At 70.9% G+C, this 26262-nt stretch carries 18 protein-coding genes; 9 read left to right on the plus strand and 9 right to left on the minus strand.

All coding sequences use genetic code 11. The annotated features are described in order from the left end of the window. Positions 1-825 (minus strand): hypothetical protein, encoded by an 825-nt coding sequence (locus tag IPL89_13800; GenBank protein MBK9064246.1) that lies wholly within the window; start codon positions 823-825, stop codon positions 1-3. 19 nt (positions 826-844) lie between these two features. After that, entirely contained in the window at positions 845-3409 is a 2565-nt protein-coding gene (locus IPL89_13805; protein MBK9064247.1) for a hypothetical protein, read from the minus strand. A 330-nt stretch (positions 3410-3739) separates the two neighbouring features. On the opposite strand from IPL89_13805, the gene rho reads away from it, so the two are divergent. Beyond that, positions 3740-5167 carry a transcription termination factor Rho gene (gene rho / locus IPL89_13810; GenBank protein MBK9064248.1) on the plus strand — a complete coding sequence of 476 codons (1428 nt, stop codon included), beginning with the start codon at positions 3740-3742 and terminating at the stop codon, positions 5165-5167. A 4-nt stretch (positions 5168-5171) separates the two neighbouring features. On the opposite strand, the gene IPL89_13815 is transcribed toward rho, so the two are convergent. Further along, positions 5172-5954, minus strand: coding sequence for an alpha/beta hydrolase (locus IPL89_13815; protein ID MBK9064249.1), 783 nt, complete (start codon positions 5952-5954; stop codon positions 5172-5174). A gap of 20 nt (positions 5955-5974) precedes the next feature. Further along, positions 5975-7666, minus strand: a complete 1692-nt coding sequence (locus tag IPL89_13820) for a DEAD/DEAH box helicase (protein ID MBK9064250.1) — start codon at positions 7664-7666, stop codon at positions 5975-5977. Positions 7667-7710: 44 nt separating this feature from the next. Between IPL89_13820 and IPL89_13825 the strand changes: the two genes are divergently transcribed. The 8 genes from IPL89_13825 to IPL89_13860 are packed head-to-tail and all read left to right on the plus strand — an operon-like array spanning position 7711 to position 19179. Continuing rightward, positions 7711-9702 (plus strand): APC family permease, encoded by a 1992-nt coding sequence (locus tag IPL89_13825; protein MBK9064251.1) that lies wholly within the window; start codon positions 7711-7713, stop codon positions 9700-9702. Beyond that, positions 9699-11645, plus strand: coding sequence for a hypothetical protein (locus IPL89_13830; protein ID MBK9064252.1), 1947 nt, complete (start codon positions 9699-9701; stop codon positions 11643-11645). The genes IPL89_13825 and IPL89_13830 overlap by 4 nt, the downstream gene beginning before the upstream one ends. After that, on the plus strand, positions 11642-13531 hold the full coding sequence (locus IPL89_13835; GenBank protein ID MBK9064253.1) for a hypothetical protein: 1890 nt from the start codon (positions 11642-11644) through the stop codon (positions 13529-13531). The genes IPL89_13830 and IPL89_13835 overlap by 4 nt, the downstream gene beginning before the upstream one ends. Then, positions 13528-15075 (plus strand): aldehyde dehydrogenase family protein, encoded by a 1548-nt coding sequence (locus IPL89_13840; GenBank protein MBK9064254.1) that lies wholly within the window; start codon positions 13528-13530, stop codon positions 15073-15075. The genes IPL89_13835 and IPL89_13840 overlap by 4 nt, the downstream gene beginning before the upstream one ends. 10 nt (positions 15076-15085) lie before the next feature. Continuing rightward, positions 15086-16207, plus strand: coding sequence for a hypothetical protein (locus IPL89_13845; GenBank protein ID MBK9064255.1), 1122 nt, complete (start codon positions 15086-15088; stop codon positions 16205-16207). Next, entirely contained in the window at positions 16207-17340 is a 1134-nt protein-coding gene (locus IPL89_13850; GenBank protein MBK9064256.1) for a DegT/DnrJ/EryC1/StrS aminotransferase family protein, read from the plus strand. Before IPL89_13845 ends, IPL89_13850 begins: the two co-directional genes overlap by 1 nt. A 44-nt stretch (positions 17341-17384) precedes the next feature. After that, positions 17385-18419 (plus strand): hypothetical protein, encoded by a 1035-nt coding sequence (locus IPL89_13855; GenBank protein ID MBK9064257.1) that lies wholly within the window; start codon positions 17385-17387, stop codon positions 18417-18419. A 25-nt stretch (positions 18420-18444) separates the two neighbouring features. Beyond that, a complete protein-coding gene (locus IPL89_13860; protein ID MBK9064258.1) occupies positions 18445-19179 on the plus strand; it encodes a hypothetical protein in 735 nt (244 codons plus the stop codon). Between the two features lie 14 nt (positions 19180-19193). On the opposite strand, the gene IPL89_13865 is transcribed toward IPL89_13860, so the two are convergent. The 5 genes from IPL89_13865 to IPL89_13885 form a co-directional block, all read right to left on the minus strand. Next, entirely contained in the window at positions 19194-20990 is a 1797-nt protein-coding gene (locus tag IPL89_13865; GenBank protein MBK9064259.1) for a M1 family metallopeptidase, read from the minus strand. A 28-nt stretch (positions 20991-21018) separates the two neighbouring features. Then, positions 21019-22401 carry a protoporphyrinogen oxidase gene (gene hemG / locus IPL89_13870; protein ID MBK9064260.1) on the minus strand — a complete coding sequence of 461 codons (1383 nt, stop codon included), beginning with the start codon at positions 22399-22401 and terminating at the stop codon, positions 21019-21021. Then, complete coding sequence (gene hemH / locus IPL89_13875; GenBank protein ID MBK9064261.1) at positions 22398-23396, minus strand: ferrochelatase; 999 nt, start codon at positions 23394-23396, stop codon at positions 22398-22400. The genes hemG and hemH overlap by 4 nt, the downstream gene beginning before the upstream one ends. A 40-nt stretch (positions 23397-23436) precedes the next feature. Next, positions 23437-24867 carry an oxygen-independent coproporphyrinogen III oxidase gene (hemN, locus tag IPL89_13880; protein ID MBK9064262.1) on the minus strand — a complete coding sequence of 477 codons (1431 nt, stop codon included), beginning with the start codon at positions 24865-24867 and terminating at the stop codon, positions 23437-23439. Between the two features lie 71 nt (positions 24868-24938). Next, the gene (locus IPL89_13885; protein MBK9064263.1) at positions 24939-26234 is read right to left on the minus strand and encodes a hypothetical protein; all 1296 of its coding nucleotides are present in this window, start codon (positions 26232-26234) and stop codon (positions 24939-24941) included. Positions 26235-26262 lie beyond the last annotated feature (28 nt).

A 26262-nucleotide genomic window follows, 5' to 3' on the forward strand; every position in this document is an offset into this window, starting at 1 on the left:
TCACTTCGCCGCCGGGAACAGGTCCCACGCCCGGCTCAGGCTGAAGCCGATCTTCACGTTGTTGTCTGTCACGCCGCCGTTGTAGTCGCCGCCGATCATCTGGTCCATCGTCGTCGGCTGCGAGTTGCCCATCCAGAGCGCGAAGCGGTGGTTGAAGACCTGCTTCTCGATCGCGACGGACCACTGGCCGACCGAGTCCGGCACGTAGTCCTTCTTCGGGACGTACTCGCCCATGAGCGCGATCGTCTTCGTGACCTTGACCTGCACGATGACGGGCACGTTCCAGACGTCCTTCTGGAACTGCGTGTTCTCGACCCAGGCGGGCGCGGCCGCGAGGGTCACGCGGTCGGCGATCGTGTACGAGACGATCGCCTGCCCGAACCAGCTCGTCTCCTTCGGCGCGTAGGACGCCGTCCGCCAGTCGAGGCCGCCGCGCAGGCCGACGGCGAGCGGGAGCTTCGCGGTCGGCCGAAGGACCGTCGCCTTGAGCGCGAACTCGTAGTCCGCGTAGTTGTTCACGCGGTAGACCTGCACGGCGAGGTTCTTCACGGGCACGTACTCGATCCCGATGCCGGTGGACGCGCCCGAGTCGAGGCCGAAGAGGCTGCCGCCGCCGGCGTCCTTCACGTTCTGGTTGAAACGGTGCGTGATGTACGCCTCGAACGCGCCCTTCTCGTTCGTGAGCGGCGTCGACGTCTGGACGAAGTGGTTGCCGACCGTCGTCGCGACGCCCGGCGCGTCCTCGGCGGCTGCGGGCGCGCCCCCGAATGCGGCCAGAACCGCGGCGGCCCCGGCGGCCGCCGCACGAATTCCACGTCGCGTCATGGAGCAGCCCTCCTCGCGGTTACTTGGGTACCACGAAGGGCGAAATCGCGTCGGTGTCCTGGCTCACGCGATCGCGTCGCGCGAGGATGGCGAAGACGGACGGGCCACCGTCCGCCGGCGTGACGTCCACGCGCCCCATGTCGGTCGTCTCTCCGGCCGGCCACGCGGGAAGGTTGACGACGGCCTGCGCGGGGAGCGAGACGGTCTGCGCGCTTCCGACGGCCGCGCCGTCCGCTCCCGTGAAGGCCACGGTGACGACGGCCGGCTCAAATCCCGCGTTCACGAGCTGAAGGGTCGACGTGAACGCGTCGTTCACGGTCGAAGACACGAAGACGCCGCGGGAGCCCGCGGGAATCGCGGCTCCGAGCGACTGCGCGGCCACGCCGTACCCCGCCGTACCTCCACCCGCGATCGGACGCCGGTAGGTCGCGAACGCCGCGACGTTCTGGTCCGACGAGAGGTCGAGGGCGCCCTGCGCCGCGGCGCCCGCGCCGAGATCGACGGACACGACGGCGCCCGCCGGCACGGTCACGCTGCCGATCGTCTGGCCGGGAGCCGCGGGCGCCCCGGCCACCTGCGCGGCGCGGAACGAGAGGTTCACATGCGCGGACGTGGTGCCGGGATTGAAGACCTGGAGCGTGCCCGCGACCCCGCCTCCGCGCACGAACCCGGGCAGGACGGGCCAGAGCCCGACGTCGCCCGAGCGGAACGGCTCGAGCCGCACGGCGTCGCCGCTGACCGGGTCGTAGGCCGTCCCGAAGAGCAGCACGCTGCCGGTCGTGACGGAGCAGACGATCCGCGCCGAGGGCAGCGCGGGGACGCCGAAGACGTCGAAGATCGTCGAGCCCTGGACGCGGAAGCCGGAGGGCCAGTCGAACGGGAAGGTCACGCGCGTCTGTCCGGCGGCGTCGACGATGGAGACCGTGCCGGTCGCGTCCTGGACGATCAGGATGCCGGCGTGCGTCTTGAAGCTCGCGTCCGCGGGCGTGAAGACGAAGCCCGAGTCGCCTGCGGCGATCGCCGCGGTCCCGAGGACCGCGTTCGTCGCGGCGCCGAGCGTCCCGCCGCCTGCGGTGGGCACGGAAATCCGCGACCACGCGAAGGTGTCCGCCCCCTGGTCCGAGACGGTGCGGATCGAACCGAACGCCCCGGGGGAGTTCATGTCCGTCCCGACGACGTCGGACTGGACGAGGAGCTTTCCGGCGTCCACCGCCTGTTGCGCCGCGGGGGCCCAGCCGGCGATCCACCCTTCGGGGAGGAGCCGCTCGACCTGGTTGAGCGTCTTCGTCGCGCCCGTGCTGTCGGGCGTCCCGCGATTCCACGTCACGATCTGCGTGGTCGTGCCGGCCGCCGGGCTCCCTGCCGCGGCGACCGGGAAGTACAGCTCGTCCGCCTGGACATAGGGTGGCGCCGAGAGCGCCCCGACGCCAGCCGCCGTCCCGAAGTAGATGCGGGCCCGTTTCTCGTCGACGACCATTCCCCAGACGGCGCTGCCGTTGGCAGGCGAGAGGATGCCGCCGTCGGCGCCCTGCACGCCCGCAATGCTGCCGAGGAACGTCGTGGCGACGGGATCGTCGACGGAGGACAGAGTGGAAACGCCGGCCCCGGTCAGATAGACAGCCTGGATGGTGGGTGTCACGTCCGTGGGCGTGAGCGTCGCGGTGACCGGCACCGAGCCGGCCGGGTCGAGGAACCCGATCTGGCCGGCCTGGTCCGAGTAGAGGATCCGCCCCCGGTACCCGTGCAGGTCGTAGGGGTTCGTGCCCGCGCCGGTGTCGAAGAAGTCGATCTGGCCGGTCGTCTCGTCGAACCGTGCGATCTGCGAGGAGAAGTACATCGAGATCCAGAGCTTTCCACCGAGCCGGACGATCTTCGAGGGAGCGCTGACGTAGATGTCGATGGGAAGAGGCCAGACTCGCGCCGTCGACATGTCCGGCGCCCAGTGAGCGATCGAGTTGTAGATGAAGTCGCACGCCCAGACGGACCCGTCGTCGTCGACCCACGGGTACGAGAGGTAGAACATGCCCGGAGTGACCCAGTACGTGAAGGACGGCGCGGCGGGATCGAACACCGCCATGTAGCCGCCCGTTTCGGGCAGCCAGAACTTTCCGTCCGGACGCTTCGCGAGCGCCGTCGGCCGCCGGTAGACGTCGGGCCACGAGGTCAGCGTGCCGTCCGCCGGGTTGAAGTGCCCGACGTTGAAACCGCCCAGCTCGGTGATCCAGAACGTCCCGTCGCTGTCCTTCAGGAGCGAGCTCGGCGCCGTGTCGGCCGCGAACGTCCAGCGCGTGACGGTCGTCCGGTCGGGCAGCAGCTTCGAGATCTTGTTGTCGGCTGCCGAAACGCTCCAGACCGAGCCGTCGGGATCGAGCGAGACGTTGGCCCCGTCGATGTTGGGGGCGTTCGGGAAGGCGTACAGGTTGGAGTTTGCGGTGAGCGAGATGACCCCGGGCGTCGGCGTCGGCGTCGGCGTGGGCGTCGGCGTCGGGGTTTGCGCGTGCGCTCCGAGCGAGGCCGCGAGGAGAGCGGCGGGCAGGAGGCGGAGGAAACGGGACGGACGGGGGAGGGGGTGCGGAATTGTCACGGCGCGCATTGTAAGGGCGACGGATGCACGACCCGTTCCGCCCGAATCGTCGGGTCCAGAGGGCGATTGACGGGCGCTTCCAAATGGGCGTAGCATCTGAAATGTCGTCGCAGGGCGGCCTCGATCCGGTGAGCCAACGGGCTCCGGATGCGGAGCCGAAGGGCCGGGTCCAATCCCGCCGCCGCCCGGCAACGCAGGACCTGACGATCCGGGATCCCGTGCGCCGCCCAGGCGACGCGGGCCTCGACCGCAGGTCAGGAAGGCCGTTGGCTCCTGAAAGGGCCAACCCCGGAGGACAGGTTGAGCGAAAACGAACCCAAGGAGCGCGTCGTGGCGGCGCCGGAGGGCGAAGCGCGGGGCGGCGAGCCCGAGGGCGACTTCGAGTCCGACGCCGGCGACGAAGCGGGCGACGGTCCCGAGGGTCCGGAGGGCGGCGAAGGCGCCACCGCCGGGGAAGGCGGAGCACCCGGCTCCTTCGACCCGTTCCGCCGCCGCCGCCGCCGGCGCCGCCGGCGCGGGCGGGGACGCGGCCCGGCAGTTCCGGGCGCGGGCGGCGAGGGCGCCGCGGCCCCTGCGAACGAACCCGCTCCCGAGGCGCGAGGGCGGTATGCGACCCCTCGAGTGGACGCGCCTGCCGCGGGCCCTGCGAGCAGTCAGGCGAAGGTCAACGTCAAGGGGATCGTCCGCCTGCACGGCGACCACTCCGGCATGCTCGTGTCCGCCGAGTCCTTCTTCGGCGAACGGGGCGACCCGTTCCTCCCGAAGTTCCTCGTCGAGTCCGAGGACCTCGAGGACGGCCTCCTGGTCGAGGCCGAGGCGGTTCAGCGGGGCGGCAAGGGCCCGATGGTCCAGAAGATCCTCGCGATCGAGGGCCTCGAGCCGACGGAGTACCGCGGCAAGTACGTCCAGTTCCACAAGGGCGTCTCGGTCGACCCCGACCGGCGTCTGCGCATGGAGACGACGGCCGACGAGGTCTCGGGCCGCGTCCTCGACCTCGTCGCGCCGATCGGGCGCGGCCAGCGCTGCCTGATCGTCGCGCCGCCGAAGGCCGGCAAGACGTTTCTCCTGAAGACGATGGCGAACGCCATTGCGACGAACAACCCGGACGTCGTCATCTTCATGCTCCTCGTCGACGAGCGGCCCGAGGAAGTGACGGACATGCAGCGGTCCATCACGGGCGAGGTCATCGCGTCGCCGAGCGACCTCAACGCGGCGCATCACATCGCCGTGTCCGAGGCCTGCTTCGAGAGGGCCAAGCGCCTCGTCGAGATCGGCAAGGACGTCGTGATCTTCTGCGACTCGATCACGCGCATGAGCCGCGCCTACAACAACGAGCAGCGCGGCAGCGGCCGCATCCTCTCGGGCGGCATGGACGCCCGCACGATGGAGAAGCCCCGGCGCTTCTTCGGCGGCGCGCGCAACCACGAGGACGGCGGCTCGCTGACGATCATCGCGACGTGTCTCATCGACACGGGCAGCCGCATGGACGACGTCATCTTCGAGGAGTTCAAGGGCACCGGGAACAGCGAGATCATCCTCGACCGCGGGCTCTTCGAACGCCGGATCTTCCCGTGCATCAACATCCCGGCGTCCGGCACGCGCAAGGAAGAGAAGCTCTACGACGCGGACGAGCTCCCAAAGATCCACAAGCTCCGGCGCGCCCTCTCGTCCGTCAAGCCCCAGGACGCGATGGAGCTTCTGCTCTCCAAGCTCGGGAAGACGAAGACGAACAAGGAATTCCTGAAGAGCATCCTCTAGGCGTTCACTCTTCCGGCGGGATGTAGAAGTCGGTCAGCCGCCGCATGACGTGGCGCGCGTCCTCCATGTGGAGGAAGCGCCCGAGGCCCTCGAACGTCGTCCCCTCGGCGCCCGGGACGCCCTGGACGATCGCGGCCGCGCAGCGGAGGCGTTCGGCGTCTTCGCGGTTCCCGACGAGGACTGCCGTGCGGACGCGGATCTCGCCGAGCCGCTGGGCCTGGACGGGGCCCGCGTGCGGCGGACGCTCGAGCGAGCCGCCGGCGACGCGCGGATTCGCGTAGATCGCCTCAAGGCGCTCGAACGGGGTCTCGTGCTCGCGCGCGACGTCGAAGATGCGCGACGGCAGCCACTTCTCCGCGATCGCGTGCTGCGGGTTTCGCGCGTAGGCGGCCAGGAGATCGCGCCGCGCCGCGCGCGTTTCGTCCCGCCATGCGAACCCCTCGAGCGTCGGCGCGAGGAGGGCGAGCGAGAGCGTGCGCTCCGGGAAGTCGAGCGCGAACTGGAGGGCGATCTCGGCGCCGTCGTCGTGGGCGAGGACGTGCGTCTTCTCCGTCGAGAGCCAGTCGAGGAACGCGGCGAGCTCGGCGGCTTCTTCGGCGAGCGGGAGCGGGTCGGGCGCCTCGCCGGAGCGGCCGTGACCGCGGCGGTCGTAGCGGATCGCGCGGAAGCCCGACGAGATCGCGGTCGCGGGCGCCTCGAGGAGGTCCGCGTTCGCGAACGATCCGTGCAGGAGCACGACCGTTTCGCCCTCGCCGCCGACCTCGTAGTAAAAGCGGCGCCCGTTCACGCCCGCATACGGCATGGTCGTCAGGCCGGAGCGGCCGCCTCCGCGCGCGGCGCGACGCGCCGCCCGCGCCGCCGCCGGCGGCGCTTCGCCGGCGCGCCGGCGGGGGAGCCCGCAGGCGGCAGCTCGGGAAGGTCCTCGCCGAACCCGCCCTCGGGCGCGTCGAGACCGAATGCCTCACGCGTCCAGAAGTCCGCGGTGATGAGAGAAAGAGAAGAGATTTCTTCGAGTGAAGAGACCGGAGAGGGATTCGGAGAAGAGGGGACGGAAGAGGGGATTTCTTTGAATGTGGGTGGGGCGGGCGCGACCGGCACGCGTGGCGTGATGGGTTCCGGCTCCAGCGCTGCCGCGGCCTCTTCAACGTTCAGAGAAATCTTCGGCGCCGGAGGCGCGATCTTCTCTTCCACCTTCAAAGGAATCCGCGGCGCCGCAGGCGCCGTCTTCTCTGCCGTCGGCGCCGAAGGCGCTGTAAGTCTCTCGGTCTTCTCGACCTTCGGCGTCGCGCCGGGCGGCGCGAAGAGCTTGTCGTCCGCGAACTCCACCGGGATCTTCATCCCGATGAGCTTCTGGATCGCGTCGAGCGAAAACACGTAATCCTCGTCCGCGAGCGAGATCGCCTTGCCCGTCCGGCCCGCGCGAGCCGTGCGGCCGATGCGGTGGACGTAGTCCTCGGGATCCTGCGGAAGGTCCACGTTGACGACGTGCGTGACGCCCTCGATGTGGAGGCCGCGCGAGGCGACGTCCGTCGCGACGAGGAGCGGGAGCGTTCCGTTCTTGAAGTCCGCGAGGATCTTCATCCGCCGCGCCTGCGGGATGTCGCCGGTCAGCGCGCCGATCTTCCAGCCGTGCCGCTCGAGCGTCCCGACGAGGCGCTCGGCGAACCGCTTCGTGTTCACGAAGAGAAGCGTCCGGAGAGGCTCTCCGCGCGGGGCCGCGGCGGCTTCGCGGCGGAGGATGCCGAGGAGGAGCGGCATCTTCTCGCGCTGCGACACGTGGTAGAGCGCCTGCGTGACGCGGTCGGCGGTGACCTGCTCCGGCCGGATCTCGACCTTCACGGCGTCGTTCATGTGCTCGTAGGCGAGCTCCATCACGCGTAGCGAGAGCGTCGCCGAGAACATCATCGAGTGGCGCTTCCCGGGCGGCGGGCAGCGGCGGAGGATGCGCCGGAGGTCGCGGATGAAGCCGAGGTCGAAGAGGCGGTCGGCCTCGTCGATCACGAGGGACTCCACCTCGCCGAAGGACGTCGCGCCCTGCTGCTCGTAATCGAGGAGGCGGCCGGGCGTCCCGATCAGGAGGTCGCAGCCCGCCTTGAGCTGGTCGCGCTGCTTGACGTAGTCGATGCCGCCGAAGACGGTGACGATCCTCGGCTTGAGGAAGTGGCCGAGGGCCTTTGCGTCCTCCTGGATCTGGATGGCGAGCTCCCGCGTGGGCGCGACCGCGAGGGCGCGCGGGTACGGCGAGGGCTTCGGGCGTTTCGTGCGCGCGAGGCGCGTGAAGATTCCGATCAGGAAGGCCGCCGTCTTGCCCGTGCCCGTCTGCGCCTGGGCGGCGACGTCCTTGCCGGCGAGGAGGAGGGGCAGCGTCGCGGCCTGCACGGGGGTCGCGCGGACGAACCCGCACGCGGCAACCCCCGCGCTCACGGCGTGGGGGAGCTTGAGGTCGGCGAAGTAGACGTCGGTGAGGTGATCGCCGAATTTTCCCGGGGGCGCGGCCATCCAGACTTCATTGTAGCGTCCGCGGCCTCCCGGAACGCCCGCGTATACTCGATCGAGTCGTGCCTGTTCGGGAGCTGACCAAACGGATCTTTCTCGGCAAGAGCCGGGACCCCCTCGATCCGCAGGTATTTCACCAGCTCTCCCTCGTGGCGTTCCTCGCGTGGGTGGGCCTCGGGGCGGACGGGTTGTCGTCCTCGGCGTACGGCCCGGAAGAGGCGTTCCTCGCGCTCGGGACGCACACCCACCTCGCGGTCTTCCTCGCCGTGGCGACCGCGCTCACGGTCATCCTGATCTCGGCGTCCTACGCACAGCTCATCGAGCTCTTCCCGTCGGGAGGCGGCGGCTACCTCGTCGCGACCCATCTTCTCGGCGAGACGGCCGGGCTCGTTTCCGGCGCCGCTCTCCTCATCGACTACGTCCTCACGATCTCGACGTCCTGCGTGGCGGGCGTCGCCGCACTCTCCTCGTTCTTCGGCGAGATCTCCCCGTCGCGCCAGCTCGCGTACGCGTGCCTCTCCGTCGTCGTCCTCGTGGTCCTGAACCTCCGCGGCGTCCGCGAGTCGATCCAGGTGCTGCTCCCGATCTTTCTCGCGTTCCTGCTGTCGCACGTCGGGATCCTGCTCTTCGGGATGTTCCGCCACGTCGGCGCGGTCCCCGAGCTCGTCGCCCAGACGGCCCACGAGACGCGGTCCACCTGGGCCGAGCTCGGTGCGTGGGGGACGATCATGCTGCTCCTCAAGGCGTTCTCCCTCGGCGGCGGCACGTACACCGGCATCGAGGCGGTCTCGAACGGGCTCCAGATCCTGCGCGAGCCGCGCGTGAAGACCGGCAAGCGCACGATGGCCTACATGGCGATCTCCCTCTCGTTCATGGCGGGAGGGCTGATCCTCTGCTACCTCCTCGCGAACGTGCGGAAGGCCGAAGGCGTGACGCTGAACGCGTCGCTCTACCAGATCCTCTCGCGCGAGCTGTTCGGGAACGGCGGCGTCTCGGCCGCGTTCGTCCTGGTCCTTCTCGTCTCGGAAGGCCTCCTCCTCTTCGTCGCGGCGCAGTCGAGCTTCCTGGCGGGCCCGCGCGTCCTCGCGAACATGGCGATCGACTCGTGGGTGCCGCACCGCTTCAGCCTGCTCTCCGAGCGGCTCGTGACGCAGAACGGCGTGATCCTCATGGGCGCGGCCGCGATCGCGATGCTGGTGTATGCGCGCGGCTCGATCCACATCCTCGTCCTGATGTACTCGATCAACGTCTTCCTGACGTTCACGCTGTCCCAGCTCGGGATGTGCGTGCACTGGTGGCAGGTGCGGAAGACGGATCGCACGTGGGTCCGCCGTTTCGCCGTGAACGGCGCGGGGCTCGCCATCTCGGTGACGATCCTCATCGTGTCGACGGCCCTGAAATTCCGCGAGGGCGCGTGGATGACGGTCGTGATCACGGGCGCGCTCGTCGCGCTCTGCATCGCCGTCAAGAAGCACTACGGCTCGGTGAGCCTCCTCATGAAGCGCGCCGACGACGTCCTCACGACGCTCCCGACGCCGAAGACGGCGCCCGGCGCCGCCGTGCCGGCGCCGGAACGCGGGGCGCCGACGGCGGTCTTCCTCGTGTCGGGCTTCAACGGCCTCGGCATCCACTCGCTGCTCCAGGTCCAGAAGTACTGGCCGCGTTACTACCGCAACGCCGTCTTTCTCTCCGTCGGCGTCGTCGACTCGGCGAAGTTCAAGGGCACGGACGAGATGGAGAACCTCCGCCTCGAGACGGAGCGGGACCTCGACAAGTACGTCGAGTTCGCGCGCGGGCTCGGCATGCACGCCGAGCGGCACCACGCGATCGGGATCGACCTCCTCGATGAGATCGTCGCGCTCTGCAAGAGCGTCAAGGAGCAGTACGACCGGCCCGTCTTCTTCGCGTCGAAGCTCATCTTCCCGAACGAGAACCTCGCGAACCGGCTGCTCCACAACCAGACGCCGTTCGCCGTCCAGCGGCGCCTCCAGTTCGAGGGGCTCCAGACGGTGATCCTCCCGATTCAGGTCTCGATTTGAAGCCGGAGGCGCGGCCGTCGCCGCGGGGACCTCTCTCGTCCCGCCGCCCGCTCGCCTTCGCCCTCGGCGTCGCCGCCCTCGTCCTCGCCGTCACGACGGACGAGCGCGTGTTCGGCCTCGTCACAGACGGCCAGATCATGACCCGCACGGCGTACGCGATGGCGGCGCTCGGAGAGATCGGGATCGCGAAGGGCCATCCGGTGGACATCGTCCAGCCGGCGGGCGACGCGGTGACGCGCTACGGGATGGGGCCGTCGCTCGTGCGTCTGCCGGTGGCCGCGCTCGGCGGCCCGTTCGAGAACGCGTTCGGGCTTGGCGCCTCGCAGACGCTCTTCGTCCTCGAGCAGATTCTCCTCGTCCTGCTCGCCGCCCTCTCGGCCGGACTCCTGGCCCGTGCGTGCGGCGCGGACGCGAGGGCCGTCCGCCGCGCGGCGCTCGCCGCATCGCTCGCGTCGCCCCTGTGGGCGTACGCGTCGTCGGACTGGTCCGAGCCGCTCCAGGCCGCGTGCGTCGGCGGCGCCTTCGCGTGCGCGGCGCTCGCGGGCGCGCCGGGCGCGCGGCGCCCGGCGCTTCTCGCGGCCGGCGCCGGCGCTCTCGCCGGGTTCGCGCTGCTCTCGAAATCGATCTTCATCGTGCTGCCGCCGGTCGTCTTCCTCGTCGTCGTCCTCGAGTCCGGGAAGGGAGCGCGGCTGAGGCGGGCTCTCGCGTTTCTCGCCGGAGCCGCGCCGCTCGGCGCGCTCTGGCTCGCGCTCGAGATCGTGCGCTTCGGAGCGCCGTTCGCCTCGTACGGCGGGGAGCGCTTCAGCCATCCGCCGCTGGACGGCCTCTGGCGGCTGACGGTCGGGCCGAACAAGGGCCTCTTCGTCTACTTCCCGCTCGCGCTCCTCGGCGTCTGGGGCTTCGTCCGCCTCGCGCGGACCCGCCGCGTCCTCGGGTTCGCGCTCGCGGGGTTCTCGGCGTTCGTGCTCCTCACGACGGCGGCATGGTGGTCGTGGGACGGCACGGCGGGCTGGGGCCCCCGGCTCCTCGTTCCGCTCGTTCCGCTCCTCGCGGCGGCGGCGGCTCTCGCGGCCCCGGCTCTTCCCGCCGCGGCGTTCGCCGCGCTCTTCGCGCTCGGCGTCGCCGTGAACGCGCTCGGCGCGCTGCAGCCCGACGCGGTCCTCACCTGGTACTACGCGACGGTCAAGCCGCGCGTGCTCTCCGAGGCGGAGCAGCGCGCGTTCCCGTCCTTCGCCCTGGAGACGGACACCGCGGGCGTCGTGCGGCTGCTCCCGGTCCACGACGTCGCGAACCACGCCGCGCTCTCGCCGCTCACCGTGAACGCCTGGCTTCTCGCGCGGCGCCTCGCGGGCGGGGACGTTCTCGCCGCCCTGAAGACGCCGCCCTGGCGCACGGACCTTCCCGGGCAGGAGGCCGGTCTCCCGCCCGAGCAGGCGATTCCGGCCAGCGCTCTCCAGTTCCTCACGTCGCCGTTCCGCTGGCCGCACCTCGGGATGTCGCTCTCCCGCGCGTCCGCCCAGACGGACACGGTCCTCGCGTGGATCGACTGCCTCTACGACCAGGCGCTGCGCGCGCAGGACATGGAACGCGGCGACCGCGCCGTCGCATTCGCCGAGGAGCTCTACCGGCGCGTGCCGGGGGCGCAGACCGCCGCGACGCTCGCGGAGGCGTACCGGATCGCGGGGCGCCGCGAGACCCTCGCGGACTTCGTCGGATCGCTTCCGCCCGCGCAGAAGGCCACGCCCGAATTCGGGATGGTGCTCGCGCTCGCGACGCGCGACACGGGCAACGAGGCGGGAGCGCGCAAGATCCTCGGGCAGGTTCTCGCTGCGAGGCCGAAGCCCGAGTACGCCCGGCTCGCGGCCGCGCCGCTCGCCGCGTGGCCCGCGACGCTGCGGAAGATCCAGTATCCGGCCTCGTTTCTCGCGCCGAAGACGCCGTGAAGATCCGGCGCCCTCTCGCCGCCGCGCTGCTCCTCGCGGGCGCCGTCCTCGCGCTCACCGCGGACGAGCGCGTCTACGGCCTCATGGCGGACGGGAGGACGATGCTCCGCACCGCCGTGTCGATCGCGACGCTCGGGGAGATCGGGATCGCGCGCGGGAGCGCCGTCGACGTCGCCCGGCCCGGCGGGGACGCCGTTTCGCGTTACGGGATGGGCGCGTCGCTCGTCCTCTTGGTCCCCGCGCTCCTCGCGCCGGGATTCGAGAAGGCGTTCGGGACCGGGACGTCGCAGACCCTCTTCGTCCTCCTGCAGATCCTGCTCGTCCTGCTCGCGGCGCTCGCCGCGGGCCTTCTCGCGCGCGCGTGGGGTGGGGGGGAGAGAGCCGTGGCGGGCGCCGCCCTCGCGACCGCTCTCTCTTCGCCGCTCTGGGCGTACGTCGCGCTCGACTTCTCCGAGCCGCTCCAGGCCGCGCTCTGCGGCGGGGCTTTTGCCGCTGCGGCGTGGGCCGTGAAGGAGACCGCGGAGGAGACCGCCCCGCGACGCGCGCTTCTCCGCGCCGCCCTCGCGGGGTTTCTCGCCGGATTCGCTCTTCTTTCGAAGAGTCTCCTCGTGATTCTCTTTCCCGCGGTTCTCGCCGCCCTGTGGGCTCCAAGGGCGGGCCGCCCGCGGCGGCTCCTCGCCGCCTGCGCGGGATTCGCGCCGCCCGCGGCGCTGTGGCTCGCGTTCGAGGTCGTCCGCTTCGGGCGGCCGTTCGCGTCCTACGGAGGCGAGCGCTTCGACCACCCGCTCCTCGACGGCCTGTGGCGCCTGCTCGTCGGAGCGAACAAGGGCCTCGTCTTCTATTTCCCGCTCGTCCTTCTCGCGGCGTGGGGAGCGTTCGGTCTCCTGAAGGCGCGCCGCGCCGCCGCGCTGCCCGCCTTCGCCTTCGCCGGGGCGCTGCTCGCCGCCGCCGCCGCGTGGTGGGCGTGGGACGGGACCTTCGGATGGGGTCCGCGGCTCCTCCTGCCGGCGATTCCATTGCTCGCCGCCGCGGCGGCCGTGGCGCCGGCGCCGCGCGTCCTCTTCGCGGCGCTGCTCACGGCCGGAGTCGCCGTGAACGGCCTCGCGGCGCTCCAGCCCTCGACGCTCACGACGTGGACGTTCGCGACGCTCGCGCCGCGGCCCCTCGCGCCCGCGGACGCCGCCCTCTATCCGGACTTCGCGCTCCGGCGCGCGGCGGACGGCACGGCGTCCCTCTACCCGCAGTACTTCGCGTCACGCGAGGCCGCGCTCGCGCCGATCCCGCTCGCAGGGCGGCTCCTCACGGCGCGCCTCACCGGCCGAGGCGCCGCCGGGATCGACGCGGCGCTCTGGAAGGGAGAGCCCGCTCCCGCCTTCGGCGTCGCCGCCGCGTTGCCCGCGAGCTCGCTCGTGCACCTCACGGCGCCGTTCCGGTGGCCGCGCCTCGGGATGTCGTTCGCCCGCCGGAAGAACGAGGCGGACTGGTCGTTCGCGTACGTCGAGGCGCTCCTCGACCAGGCGAACCGCGCGCAGGACATGGGGCGCGCGGACCGGGCTCTCGACTTCGGTGAGCGCCTCTTTTCGGCGCTGCCGAACCCGGAGACGGCCACCGTCCTCGCGGAGGGATACCGCCTCGCGCGGCGGCCCGAGACTCTCGAGGCGTTCGCCGGAACGATCCGCCGCAAGGGAATGGAACCCGAGTTCGCCGTCGTCCTCGCGCTCGCGGCGCGCGACGCCGGAGACGCGCCCGGCGCCGCCGCCCGGATGGGCGAGGCCGCGGAGCGGAGCGGCCGCGCCGACCTCCAGGCGCTCGCCGCGGCGCCGCCGTCCACGTGGCCCGCGACGCTCCGGTTGATCCAGTCCGCGGCGGGTAGGATGCCGCCGTGAGCGCTGCCCCGATCCGCGTCGTCTCTCCCGCGACGGGCGTCCTCGTCGGCGAGGTCCCGGACTCCGGGGCCGCCGGCGCCGCGGAAGCGTTCGCCCGCGCGCGCGCCGCCCAGCCGGCGTGGGCCGCGTGGGACCTCGAGCAGCGCGTCGAGGCGATCCGCCGGTGGCGCGACGCCGTGCTCGACGAGCCCGCCGTGCCGGAGACGCTCGTGAGAGAAAGCGGCAAGCCCCGGATGGAGGCCGAGGGGATCGAGGTCCTCTACCTCTGCGAGCTGATCCGCGCGATGACGCGGCTCGCGCCGAGAGCATTCCGGGAGGAGACGCGGCACCCTCTCCTTTTCCTGACGAAGAAGACGCGTCTCGTGCGGCGCCCGCTCGGCGTCGTCGGGGTCATCGGCCCCTGGAACTTCCCGATCCTGAACAACGCCGCCGACGCGGTGGCCCCGCTGCTCGCGGGGAACGCCGTCGTCCTCAAGCCGTCCGAGGTGACGCCGCTGACGTCCGTCCTCCTCGCGGAGCTCTGGCGGCGGGCCGGAAATCCTCCCGACATCTTCCAGGTCGTGACGGGCCGGGGCGAAACGGGCGCCGCCGTCGCGGACCTCGCGGACGGCGTCATGTTCACGGGCTCCGTCGCCACCGGCCGCCGCGTCGGGGCGCGCTGCGGCGAGCGGCTCGTCCCGTGCGTCCTCGAGCTGGGCGGCAAGTCGCCGTTCGTCGTCCTCGCGGGCGCCGACGTCGAGCGGGCGGCGGAGGCCGCCGCGTGGTCCAGCTTCGTCCACTCGGGCCAGGTCTGCGTCCGGACCGAACGCATCTTCGTGGACGCCTCGGTGGCGGACCGCTTCGAGTCGCTCCTCGCCGCGCGCGTCGCCGCGCTGCGTCAGATGGCGCCCGATCCCTCCGGCACGGTGACCCACGACCTGGGGGCGGTCACCTTTGTGCGACAGATCGAGGTCGCGGAGCGCCAGATCGCGGACGCCCTGGCGAAGGGCGCGCGCGTCCTGACGGGGGGGGCGCGCGCGGCGGATCGCGCCGGTCTCTTCTTCCAGCCGACCGTTCTCGCGGGCGCGACGCCGGACATGGCCGTCATGCGGGAGGAGACGTTCGGCCCGCTCGTGCCCGTGATGCGCGTCTCGGGAGCCGAGGAGGCGCTCCGCCTCGCGAACGACACGCACCTGGGTCTCAACGCGACGGTGTTCGGCCCGCGGGCCGACGCGATCGCCTTCGCGCGAAAGCTGCAGACGGGCCAGGCGATCGTGAACGACGTCCTCGTGAACTACCTCGTCGTCGAGTCGCCGCTCGGCGGCTGGAAGGAGAGCGGTCTCGGCGTGCGGCACGGCGTCGAGGGCCTGCGCCAGTGGACGCGCATCGAGGCGATCACGGTCGGCCGGCCGCTTCTCGCGCCCGTCGGGCGGTTCCTCGCGCGAATGCTCGCGTTCCCGTACGACCGCCGCGTCCTCGTGGTGCTGCGGCGCGCCAGCCGGGTGCTGTACCGCCGCGGATGGTCCGAGAAGCTGAAGTCCCCTCCCGGCCCCTCGCGCCCGTAGAATCCGCCGGATGAAGCGCTCCCTCGCCGCTTTTGCGGCCTTGTCGTTCCTGTCGTCCGCCGCGGCCGCCCAGTCCGGCGCCTCCGCGAAGAAACCCACCCCGATGGCCGCGCCCGGGTTCCAGGTGTCGACCTCGACCGAAGCGCCGAAGGGCGCGACCGTCAGCGCCGGGGACCTCCGCGCGGTTCAGGGCGAGAAGCAGGACCCCTTCGAGCTCGAGCGCCTCGGCCTCGCCGCGGTCAACGCGAACGATCTCGACCGCGCGCGCATTTTCTTCGAGAAGGCCTGGAAGGTCGGCGAGCTGCCGACCGCCGCCTACAACCTCGCGTGCCTCGACGCGCGCAAGGGACGCGCGGACGCGGCGTTCGCGAACCTCGACAAGGCGCTCGCCGCCGGCTTCGACGACGGAACGTCGCTCGAGAAGGACCCGGACCTCGCCTCGCTGCGCGGCAAGCCGAAGTGGCCGTCGGTCGTCGCGGGCGCGGCGCGGAACCGCGCCGCCGGCGACGCGGCCGTCGTGAAGGAAGGCGTCTTCCTCATGCCGAAGGAGAAGCCGCTCGCGATCCTCGTCCTCGTGCACGACAAGCAGTCGGACCCCTACTCCGTGAGCGGCCCGTTCGCGGACGTCGCGCTCTCTCACCGCATCTTCGTCGCCGCGCCGCGCGGCCCCGGCCGGTCGGCGAAGAAGCGCTTCGGCTGGGGCTCGGCGGACCGCGCCGCGAAGGCGATCGACGCGGCCATCGACGCGGCCCGCAAGAAGGCCGGCAACGCGAAGCTCCCGATCCTGATCGTCGGCGTCGGGAGAGGCGGCACCGAGGTGTTCACGGTCGCCGCGAAGAAGGCGCCGAAGACGTTCGAGGGCATCGGGTCCATCGGGGGCCCGTTCGACCCCGGCGCCGCGCCGAACACGGCCGGCCTGCGGGGGGCGAAGCTGTTCCTCGGGTCCTCGCGCGACGCGGAGCCGAACGAGATCAACGCGATGAACCGGGGCATCGAGACGCTTCGCCAGCAGGGCTTCCAGCCGGCCGTGGCCCAGTGGCCGGGCACGGCGGCGGGCTTCCCGACCGACGTCCCGCGCGCCGTCAAGGAAACGCTCGACGCCTTCGCCGGAATGGTGCCGGCCGCACGCTGATGGCCGTCGACTTCTACCGCCATTCGCTCGGCGACGAGGAGAAGGACGCGGTCCGCTCCGTCCTCGACTCGCTGTTCCTCACGACGGGCCAGAAGGTCTACGCGTTCGAGAAGGCGTTCGAGGAATACCTCGGAGTGCCGGCCGTCGTCTGCACGGCTCACGCGACCGCCTCGCTTCACATGGCGATGCTCGCGGCCGGCATCGGCCCCGGCGACGAGGTCGTCACGACTCCGATGACGTTTCTCTCCTCGGCGAACGCCGTGCTCTACGCCGGCGGGACGCCGGTGTTCGCGGACGTCGACCCGTCGACCGCGAACATCGACCCGGACGCCGTCGAGGCCGCGATCACGCCGCGGACGAAGGCGATCGTCGCCGTGGACCTCTACGGCCTCCTCGCGGACATGAAGGCGCTGCGGAAGATCGCGGACCGCTACTCCCTCGTCCTCGTGGAGGACGCGGCGCACTGCGTCGAGGGGCGGCGCGACGGCGTCGGGCCCGGACAGCTCGCGGACTTCGCCTGCTTCAGCTTCTACGCGACGAAGAACCTCACGTGCGGCGAAGGCGGCGCGGTCTCGGCGCGCGACGCGTCGAAGAAAAACCTGCTCCGCCAGCTCGGCTCGCACGGGATGTCCCGCAACGCGGCGGACCGCTACGCAGGGAAGTACCAGCACTGGGACATGGAGCGCCTCGGCTACAAGTACAACCTCTCGGACGTCGCGGCGTCGCTGCTCCTCCCGCAGCTCCCGAAGCTCGCGGCGCGCCTCGCGCGGCGCGAGGAGATCTGCCGCCGTTACGAGGCGGCGTTCCGCGACGCGCCCGGCATCACGTTCCCGATCGTGCCCGCGGGCGCGACGTCGGCGCGGCATCTCTTCACGATCTGGGTCGAGCCGGCGGACCGCGACGCGATCCTCGCCGGGATTCAGGCGCGCGGGGTCGGCGTCGCCGTGAACTACCGCGCCGTCCACCTCACGTCGTACTACGCCGAGCGCTTCGGCTTCACGCGCGGCATGTTCCCGAAGGCCGAGCTCATCGGCGACTCGACGATCACGATCCCGCTCTGGCCCGCGATGACGGACGCCCAGGTGGACGAGGTCATCGCGGCGGTGAAGGCGGCGGTCGCGGAGACGTCCTAGCCGCCCCGTGTCCCCCCGGCGCCCCGGATGTCGAGTTGAGGGGCATGAGCAGAAACCCGCTCGGGCCCCTCGCCCTCGCCCTGTCGCTCCTGCCGAACGCCGCTCCGGCGCAGACGCCCGTGCCTCGGCCGCCCGGCCGCGGGAAGGAGCTCACCATCAAGGTGACCTGCCCGGCGTCGGCGCCCTTGTACGGGAGGCTCGACGTCTTGGTGTCCGTGATGGAGACCGGGGGGATGCCCGTGCAGACCTGGGGCTGGACGGAAAAACGCCTGACGTTGGATGGCGGGCCCATCGCGGCGAACTGCGGCGGGGACGCGTTCGGCGTGACGTCTGTCTGTAAGATCGAGGTGCCGCCGCTGCTTTCGCTGAGCGCCCACACAATCACCGCCCGCCTCGGCGCCTTCGACGGCTACCTGCCCAGCCACGGGGCCTGCACCTTCGACGTGAAGAAGGCCCCGTCCGCCCTCGCGTTGGCCGCCTCGGAACCTTCTGCCATGCAGGGTCTCAACGTCCCCGGCGCCGAGTTCCGTCAGGTGGTGGCGACGCTTTCCTCGAAGTCGCCCGACCAGGCGCGGTGGGGCCAGACGATCCGCTTCTGGGTCAACGGGCAGGAGAAGCCGCCTGCGAAGACCGACGCGGCGGGAAAGGCGACGATGCTCTTCAAGGCCACGCAGGTGCAGAACACGGTGCGGGCGGCCTTCGACGGGGATGGGCTCCACCTCGGGTCCACGGCCGAACTGGCCGTGCGCGTCGTCGACGAAGCCGGGATCGCGACGAAGCTCAGGCTCGAGCCGTCGCTCGTGGCCGCGCTCCCGAACGCAACCTCGATCCGGCTCAGGGCCACGCTCGAACGACAGATGTTGGGAGGTTCTCAGCCGGTTCCGGGCAAGACGATCCGCTTCTACAACGCGTCGGGGCCGCCGCAGCAGATCGGTTCCGCGACGACCGACGGGAACGGGCGGGCTGAGATCCTGTGGACCACGCCCCCGGGCTCCGGGCTGCAGTTCGAGGCGCGCTGGGGCGGAGACATGTTCGCCGGCCCTTCGACCGCGAGCGCCGTGCCGAGCATGGGGAGGTGATGCGGTGATTGTCGATCATGAAGGAATGAGCAGGCAGGCGCTCGCGCCCCTCCTTCTCGTTTTCTCGCTCATCCCGGCCTCCGTGCGGGCTCAGGTCCCCACACCCGCCCGCGTCTCGTCGCCGAGCAAGGGGCTGGAGATGAGGGTGGATTGCGGCAAGGGAGAGGGCAAGAGAGAGGAGATGTACTACCACCTGGCCGGTTACAGCGCCGAGATCCACGAGAAATCCACGGGCGCCTACGTTCCGTTCCCGGCGCCACTGGAGGTGAAACTCGAAGGCGTCCCCGTCCCGACGGTGGGCAGGCCCAACATCTGGGGCGCCGGATTCTTCGGGGAGTACTACGTCCCGCCCAGCGTGCCGGCCGGCAACCGCACCCTCACCGTCCGCTCTGGAGCCGTCGAGGGGGCTTGCGCCGTAATCGTCAAGAAGGTGCCGGCGCAGCTCAAATTGAGCCTATTCCAGAAGGATGCCTTGCCGGAGATGTTGCAGGAAGCCGGTCTCCCGGGCCAGAAGTACCTGATCGCCGACGTCTTCCTTTCCAGACAGAAGGACTACACCACCTCGTCCGTACCCGTCGGCGGGCAAGTGGTCCGTTTTCAGGTCAATGGAAAGGAGCAGCCGCGGATGACGACGGATGCGAACGGGATGGCAAGCCTGAAGGTCAAAGCACCGCCCGGGCCTACCGACGTGCGCGCGACCTTCGATGGCAACGGGCAACTCCTCGAATCGACGGCCACGGCCACGATCCAGATGAGGTGACGCCCGCGGGCGGTTCAGCCCGGCCCGGTCGACTCGACGATCTTCAAGACGTCCGAGGCCGGGTCGAGCGTGATCCCCGCGACGAACTTCCGCGACGGGTTCGGGACGACGAGCGTCGTCGTCGCGCCCGTCGCGGTCACGGGCACGTCGAGGAACGTCCCGTCCACGTACGTGATCCGCACGGTCAGCGGGAAGACGTAGTACGGCTTGTCGTTCGGTCCGGCCACGGGATGGGTGACGGCGTGCCCCTGCGTCTGCGTGACCGCGAGCGTCACCGTCGACGCGTCGACGGCCGTCCGGTACGTGGCCCGGAACGTCGGACGGAACCGCGTCTCGAGCCACTGGTCCCAGAACTGCTTGAGGTCGAGCCCGGTGCGCTCCTCGAAGAGCGCGCGCAGCTCGCCGCGCGTCGCGGTGCCCCACGCGTGCGCGTCGCCGTACGCGCGCAGCCCGGAGAAGAACGCGTCGTCGCCCACGAGGCGGCGCAGCATGTGAAGGAACCACCCGCCCTTGTTGTAGACGGCCCCGGTGTACTTGAACGGGTCGGCCGGATCGGCGACGACGGCTTGCGCGAGCCTGCCACCGTAGAGCCCGTCGTCGTAGGACGTGCGGAGCGTCTGGCCGGGGTTCTTCCCGAGCGCGCGCTCCTGGTAGAGCACCTCGGCATACGTCGCGAAACCCTCGTTCAGCCAGATGTCGTCCCAGGTCCGCATCGTGACGCGGTCGCCCCACCACTGGTGCGCCAGCTCGTGCACGAGGAGGAGCGTGATGTCGCGTGACGTGTTCGAGAGGATGTTCTCGCCGATGGACGTGAGCGTCGGGTGCTCCATCCCTCCCGAGAACCACGACGAGACGATCCCGTACTTCGTGTCGACGAACGGGTATTCCCCGAACAGCGACGCGAGGACCGAGATGTGGTCCTTCATCGCGGAGAGCCGCGGCACGTTCTCCGCCGCGTTCTCGGGCATGAGGTACGAGCGGATCGGCATGATGCGCCCGTCCATCGCCCTGTAGGCGTCCTCGACGACCTGGTACTTCGCGACGTTCAGGGAGACGAGGTACGTCGAGATCGGCTGCGGGAGGCGCCACGTCGACCGGATGCGCCCGTCGGGCAGCGTGGCCGACGTCCCGAGGCCCGCGGACGCGACGACGTAACCCGGCGGGACGGTCGCCGTCACGGTCGCCACGGCCTTGTCGTCCGGCGCGTCCACGCAAGGCCAGTACGTCCGCGAGTCGAACGGCTCGGCGACGCTCGTGGCCGCCTTGCCCGTCGTGTGATCCCACCACGCGAGCGCCGCGGCCGCCGGAGGAATGCCCGACCAGGCGATGCCGATCGACGTCCGCTCCTCGGCGGCGAGCGGGGGGGTGAGCGGCACGGTGAGCAGGTCGTTCGCGAACGTGAACCCGGGGACGGGCGCCCCGTCGCGCGTGACCGACGTGACGGCGTACGCGCGGTCGAGGTTGAACGTGACGGAGTCGGTCGTCTTCGCAAAACCCGACAGGCGCGTCGTGGAGGAGCCCGAAAGGATCCGAACGCCCGGGTCGAGCTCGAACGAGAGGTCGTAGGCGACGACGTCGAAGCCGCGCGTCGTGCCCTCGACGGAGGCCGGAGGCGGCCCGGAAACCCCGCGCGAGAGCGCGGCCTCGGCCGCCGCGCGCGAAAGCGCGTGCTTGGCGCGGCCTTCCTCGTGCTCGAGGACGAGGCGCGATCCGTCCTCGGGGCCCGGGCGGCGGGCGCCGGCCTTCCAGGCGGCGGCGCCGATCAGAAGGGCGAGGGAAACGGCGAGCGGGAGCCGCAGCGCGCGGGTCACGCGCCGATTCTACGGTGCGAAGCCGCCCTCAGAGCGCGGCGCCGAGGGCGTCGCCGCGCGCGATGCGCTCGCCCATGGCGATGCCGTCGCGCCAGCCGCCCGTGAGGACCATGCCCGGCAGGTACTCGAGGTCCTTTTCGACCGCCGCCAGCGTGCGGTGGTGGAAAAGCGGGATCTGCGGGATCGCGGCGGGCCACCGGAAGATCCACGAGCGGGTCGGCGCCGTCAGGCCCGGGTGGAGGCGTTTCGCCTCGTCCGTCGCGACCGCGAGGACCTCGGCGTCGGAGGACGCCGCGAGCGCGGGGTCGAGCGCTCCGCCGAGGAAGGACGTCGTGAGAATCGAACCGGCGGGGGCGCGCCCGGAGAAGAGCGACGACGGGTAGAGAACGCCGAGCGACCGGATGCCCTCGCCGCGCGGGACGAGCGCGCCGAAGCCCTTCGGCGAGCCGGGCCCGTCCGGCCACGCGAGCGCGACGACCGTGATGGGCGACGTCTTCATCGCGGCGAGCCCCGCGCCCGAGCGCGGCAGCCGGTCGCCGAGAAGGCGCGCGAGCGCCGGGCCCTCGAGCGTCGAGACGAGAACGTCCGCGTCCCACGAGCGGCCGTCCGCGAGGCGCACGGTCCACTTCGGGCCGGAAGCGTGCGGGCCCTCGACGATCGCGGCGGGGGAATTCACCTCAACGCGGCACGCGCCGCGCGAAAGGAGACGCTGTTGAAGAGTTTCTATGAGTAGGTAAAGACCCGTGTCGAACGTCAGCGTTCGGGCACGATGGCGGGGCGGGGCGCCGCCACCCGCGGCATTGTCGCCCGTCGCGCCCGCCGCCTCGCCCTTCTTACCCTTTCTAAGAAATCCTCTTATGACGCTGCCCGCTGCTCCTTCCGCCTCCCAGAGGCGAGGGAACGCCGAGCGCGTCGACAGCGTGTCGGGGTCGCCCGCGTAGACGCCCGACACCATCGGCCCCGCGCCGTAGCGCGCGGCTTCCGGTCCGAATCGCCGGGCGAAGAACGACGCCACGCTCTCGTCCTCGAGATCGGCGGGACGCCCGGGGACGAACGGCTCCTTCAGGAGGCGGAGCTTGCCGCCCGTCGTGAAGACGGTGTTGAAGAGGGCGCCCGGGCCGGGCACGACGGCGCGCGGCCGGCCGCCGCGGACGATCCAGCGCGGCGCCTTCGAATCCGCCTTGACGACGTGGGGCTCGAGGCCGAGGTCGGCGAGGAGCCGGTCGGCCGCCTCGCTCGTGCGGAGCGTGTTCGGGCCGCCTTCCACGACGAAGCCGTCCTCGCGGACCGTCTTCACCGAGCCGCCGGGCGCGGGGCCCGCTTCGAGGACGACGGTTTCGCCCTCGCCCCTCCGCCGATACGCCGCCGTCAGGCCGGCGATGCCGCCGCCGAGGATCACGACACGATTCATTCAGCCGCCTTCTTCACGGACGTGTTGACGATGTTCGCGAGCGCCCGGACGAACGCCGGGTGGTCGTTGAGGCCCTCGGCGACCGCGTAGTGCGGGATGCCGAGGCGCGCCGCTTCGCCCGCGAAGAGGAGCCGGATCTCGTAGAGCGTCTCGACGTGATCGGACACGAACGCGACGGGGACGACGACGACCTGCTTCACGCCCTCTTTCGCGAGGCTCGCGAGAACGTCGGAGGTGGAGGGGCCGAGCCACTCCACGGGGCCAACCTTCGACTGGTAGCCGACGCGCGAGGGGAAGCGGTTCCCGAGAGCGGCGTCGATCGCCTTCACCGTGCCCTCGACGTGCTGCGGGTACGGGTCTTTCTGCGTCACGACGGTCTTCACGGGCAGCGAGTGCGCGGAGTAGAGGATCACCGTATTCGCGGGGTCCGCGTCCGGCAACGTCCCGTGCGCCTTGAGGATCAGGTCGGCGTGCGCGGCGACGAAATCCGGCTCCTCGTACCAGGCGTCGGGCGCGTTCGTCCGCGCCGGGTTCCACCCCATCTTCGCGAGGGCGGACGTCACGCGGTTGAACGACCCTCGCGTCGTCGTGACGGAGTACTGAGGGTAGAGGGGGAGAACGAGGAGGCGCGTCGCGCCGGCCTTCCGGAGGTCCTCGAGCGCGTCCTCCACGAACGGGTACGAGCACGTCATCCCGACGCGGACGACCGGCGCCGGAATGGACGAGGCCGCGCCCTTGCCGAGCTCGGCCTCGAGGAGGCGGGCCTGCGTCTCGGACCAGCGGCGGATGGGCGACCAGTTGATCCGCTCGTACGTCGCGGCGGACTTCGGCGCACGCGTCGTCGCGATGAGCCACGCGACGAATCGACGAAGGGGAGAAAAGGAAATTCCGAGAATTTCAGGATCTACGAAAAGCTCATACAGGAAGGGCTTCAGCTCCTCGCGCGACGCGGGTCCGCCGAGCTGGACGAGCAGCACACCCAGACGATCGCTCATAAACCTTCTAAGAAAATCAACGGATCCTCCGCCGAACTGCCTACAGGGTACGAGAGAAGATCTTCGGCGAGTCCGCGCTCTTCTTCTCGAGGTAGGCGTCGAACAGCATCGCCACGTTCCGGATGAAGATCCGTCCCATGGTGGTCACCCGGATTTCGTCCGCGGTGATCGTGACCATCCCGTCGTTCACGAGCTCGGGGAGCTTTGCCGTCGCGTGCGCGAACGTCTCGTCGAACGACTTCAGCGAAAACGTCTTCTCGACGTCGCGCTTGTCGATCACGCAGTGGCAAAGGAGGCGCGTGATGACCTCGCCCCGCAGGACGTCGTCGGCGGAGAGGCGGCAGCCCTTCACGGTGGCGAGGCGGCCCGCCTCCATCGCGGCGTGGTACTCGGCGTAGTCCTTCGTGTTCTGGACGTACGCGTCGTCCAGGGTGCCGATCGCCGAGACGCCCATGCCGTAGAGGTCGCACCCGGCGTGCGTCGTGTAGCCCTGGAAGTTGCGCGTGAGCGTGCGGTCCTGCTGCGCCTTCACGATCTCGTCGTGCGGGAGCGCGAAGTGGTCCATCCCGATGTAGACGTAGCCGGCGGCCACGAAGCGCTCGATCCCCGACACGAAGATCGCGAACTTCTCGGTCCCCTCGGGCAGGTGCGCGGCGAGGACGCGCTGCGGGCGCTTGAGCCACGGGACGTGCGCGTACGAGTACATCGCGACGCGGTCGGGGCGGAGCGAGATGATCTGCTCGACGCTCGCCTCGAAGCCCGCCCGCGTCTGGCCCGGGAGGCCGTAGATCATGTCGAGGTTCACGGAGCCGTAGGCGAGGGAGCGCGCGGCGTCGACGAGCGCCTTCGTCATGTCGAAGGGCTGGACGCGGTTCACGAGCTCCTGCACCTCGGGGTCGAAGTCCTGGACGCCCATCGAGACGCGATTGAACCCGCGGTTCCGGAGGACCTCGAGGTGCCGGGCCGTCGTGACGCGCGGGTCGACCTCGACCGAGATCTCGGCGTCCTTCGCAGGGCGGAACGTCTCGAGGAGGTGCTGCGCGAGGCGGTCGGCCTGGACGGGCGTCAGGTACGTCGGCGTGCCGCCGCCCCAGTGCACCTGCTCGATCGAGCGCGAGGCGTCGATGCGCTTCGCGAGGAGGTCGATCTCCTTGTGCACGTCCGCGAGGTACGGCTCGATCTCGGCGCGGTCGTCGCCCTTCCGTTCGGGTTTCGGAACGACCTTCATGAAGCAGCCGCAGAACCAGCACTGCTCGTCGCAGAACGGGAGGTGGACGTAGAGGGAAACCGGCGACTTCTTCGCGTTCGCGCGCGCCGAGGCGGCCTCGTAGTCCTTCACGCCGATCGCCTCGTTCCACTCGGGGGCGGTGGGGTAGGAGGTGTAGCGGGGCCCCTGGACGTTGTACTTGTCGAGGAGCTCCGTCGTCATCGGGAGCGTCTCGCCGCGGAGGCGAATGGGGATGGCCGTCACGGGCCGGAGGTTAGCATCCGGCGCGACTGGGTCTCGTTAGAACAGGTGCATCAGGCGCGCCGGGACGGCGCTCATTCCACGAGGGTTACCTTCCGCGCCTTCGGGGAGAGGGAGATCGATTGCGGGAGGTGCCGGCCCTCCAGCCACACGATCCGCTGGGCCTCGACGGCCTTCGTCACCGTCTTCACCGCGTCGGGCACATCGGAGGCAGACGAGAGGACCTCCGCCTTGCCCCACGCGGGGTCGACCATCTTCTTGTTCTTCGCCCAGACGAACAGCGGAACGCGCAGCGCGCGCAGATACGCGCGCGTCCATGCGATCGGCGTCAGGCTCTCGTCGTCGGGTCCGGCCACGAGGAGCAGAACGGCCCGCGGCCGGTTCCCGGCGGCGGCCGAGAGCGCGGCCACCCCGACGGCATCGCCGAGGCGAGGCGGGCCGTTGTATTCCGGCGGGCCGACTTCGATCAGGAGTCTTCGGACGTCCCACGGCGCGGCGAAGTCCTGCGAGCGCAGGAAGACGTCGTAGCCGGGGGCCGAATCGCCGGGCTTGAGGGTCCCGGGCCAGCAGAAACGCAGGCGCTGGCCCTTTCGCAACGGGGATGCGTACCTGGTGTCCTGGGCGAAGAAAATGGAGGTGCGGAGCTGTGCGATCCACGGGCCCGCGTTCTCGTCCTTCACGACGACGATCTCGCCGGGGCTCTCCTCGACGGCCTCGACGTGCACGGGCTCTCCGTTCGAGAGGAACCAGCCGTCCATCTCGGATTCCTTCGGCGGGCTGCCCCTGAAGACGACCGGAACGGCCGTGAGCTCGGCCTCGGCCTCGCCGCGCATCGTCTCGGGCCCGCCCGGGGCCTCGCGCTTCACCCCGCCGACGAGAAGCTCCGTCGTGGCCCGGTTGCCGCCCTTGAACTCGAGGACGGCCCGGAGGACGTGGACGTCGGCGGGACGGAAATCGGGGAGGCGGATGCGGGCGAGGTTGCCGGGGTCGAGGACCTGTCCGTCGAACGTCAGCTCGATGCCCTCGGGCCGCGCGGAGAAGGCGCTCGCGAACGTGAGGCTTGCGATGCGTCCGCGGCCGCCGGCGCCCCGCAGGAGCGCCAACGAGGCCTCGGAGTTCGGACGCGGGACGTTGACCAGCTGGACCGCGCGCCCCAGCTCGGCGCCCTCGCGGTCCCGCGCGATCGCGACGAGCTCGTGCGGAACGGGACGGCCGAAATCGACGAGCATCTTCCACGGGGGCTTCGTCACGGAGTGGAGCGTTTGCCCGTCGAGCTGGAACTCCACGAACGCCGCGGCCGGGTCCACCTGCACTTCGATCGTGTGGACACCGACCGCGATCCCGAGGATGAGCGTGAGGAACGTGATCACGCCTCAGCCCCGCTTTCGTCGCCCTGGG

Source organism: Acidobacteriota bacterium (assembly GCA_016716715.1).
In the GTDB taxonomy this organism is placed as follows: domain Bacteria; phylum Acidobacteriota; class Thermoanaerobaculia; order UBA5066; family UBA5066; genus Fen-183.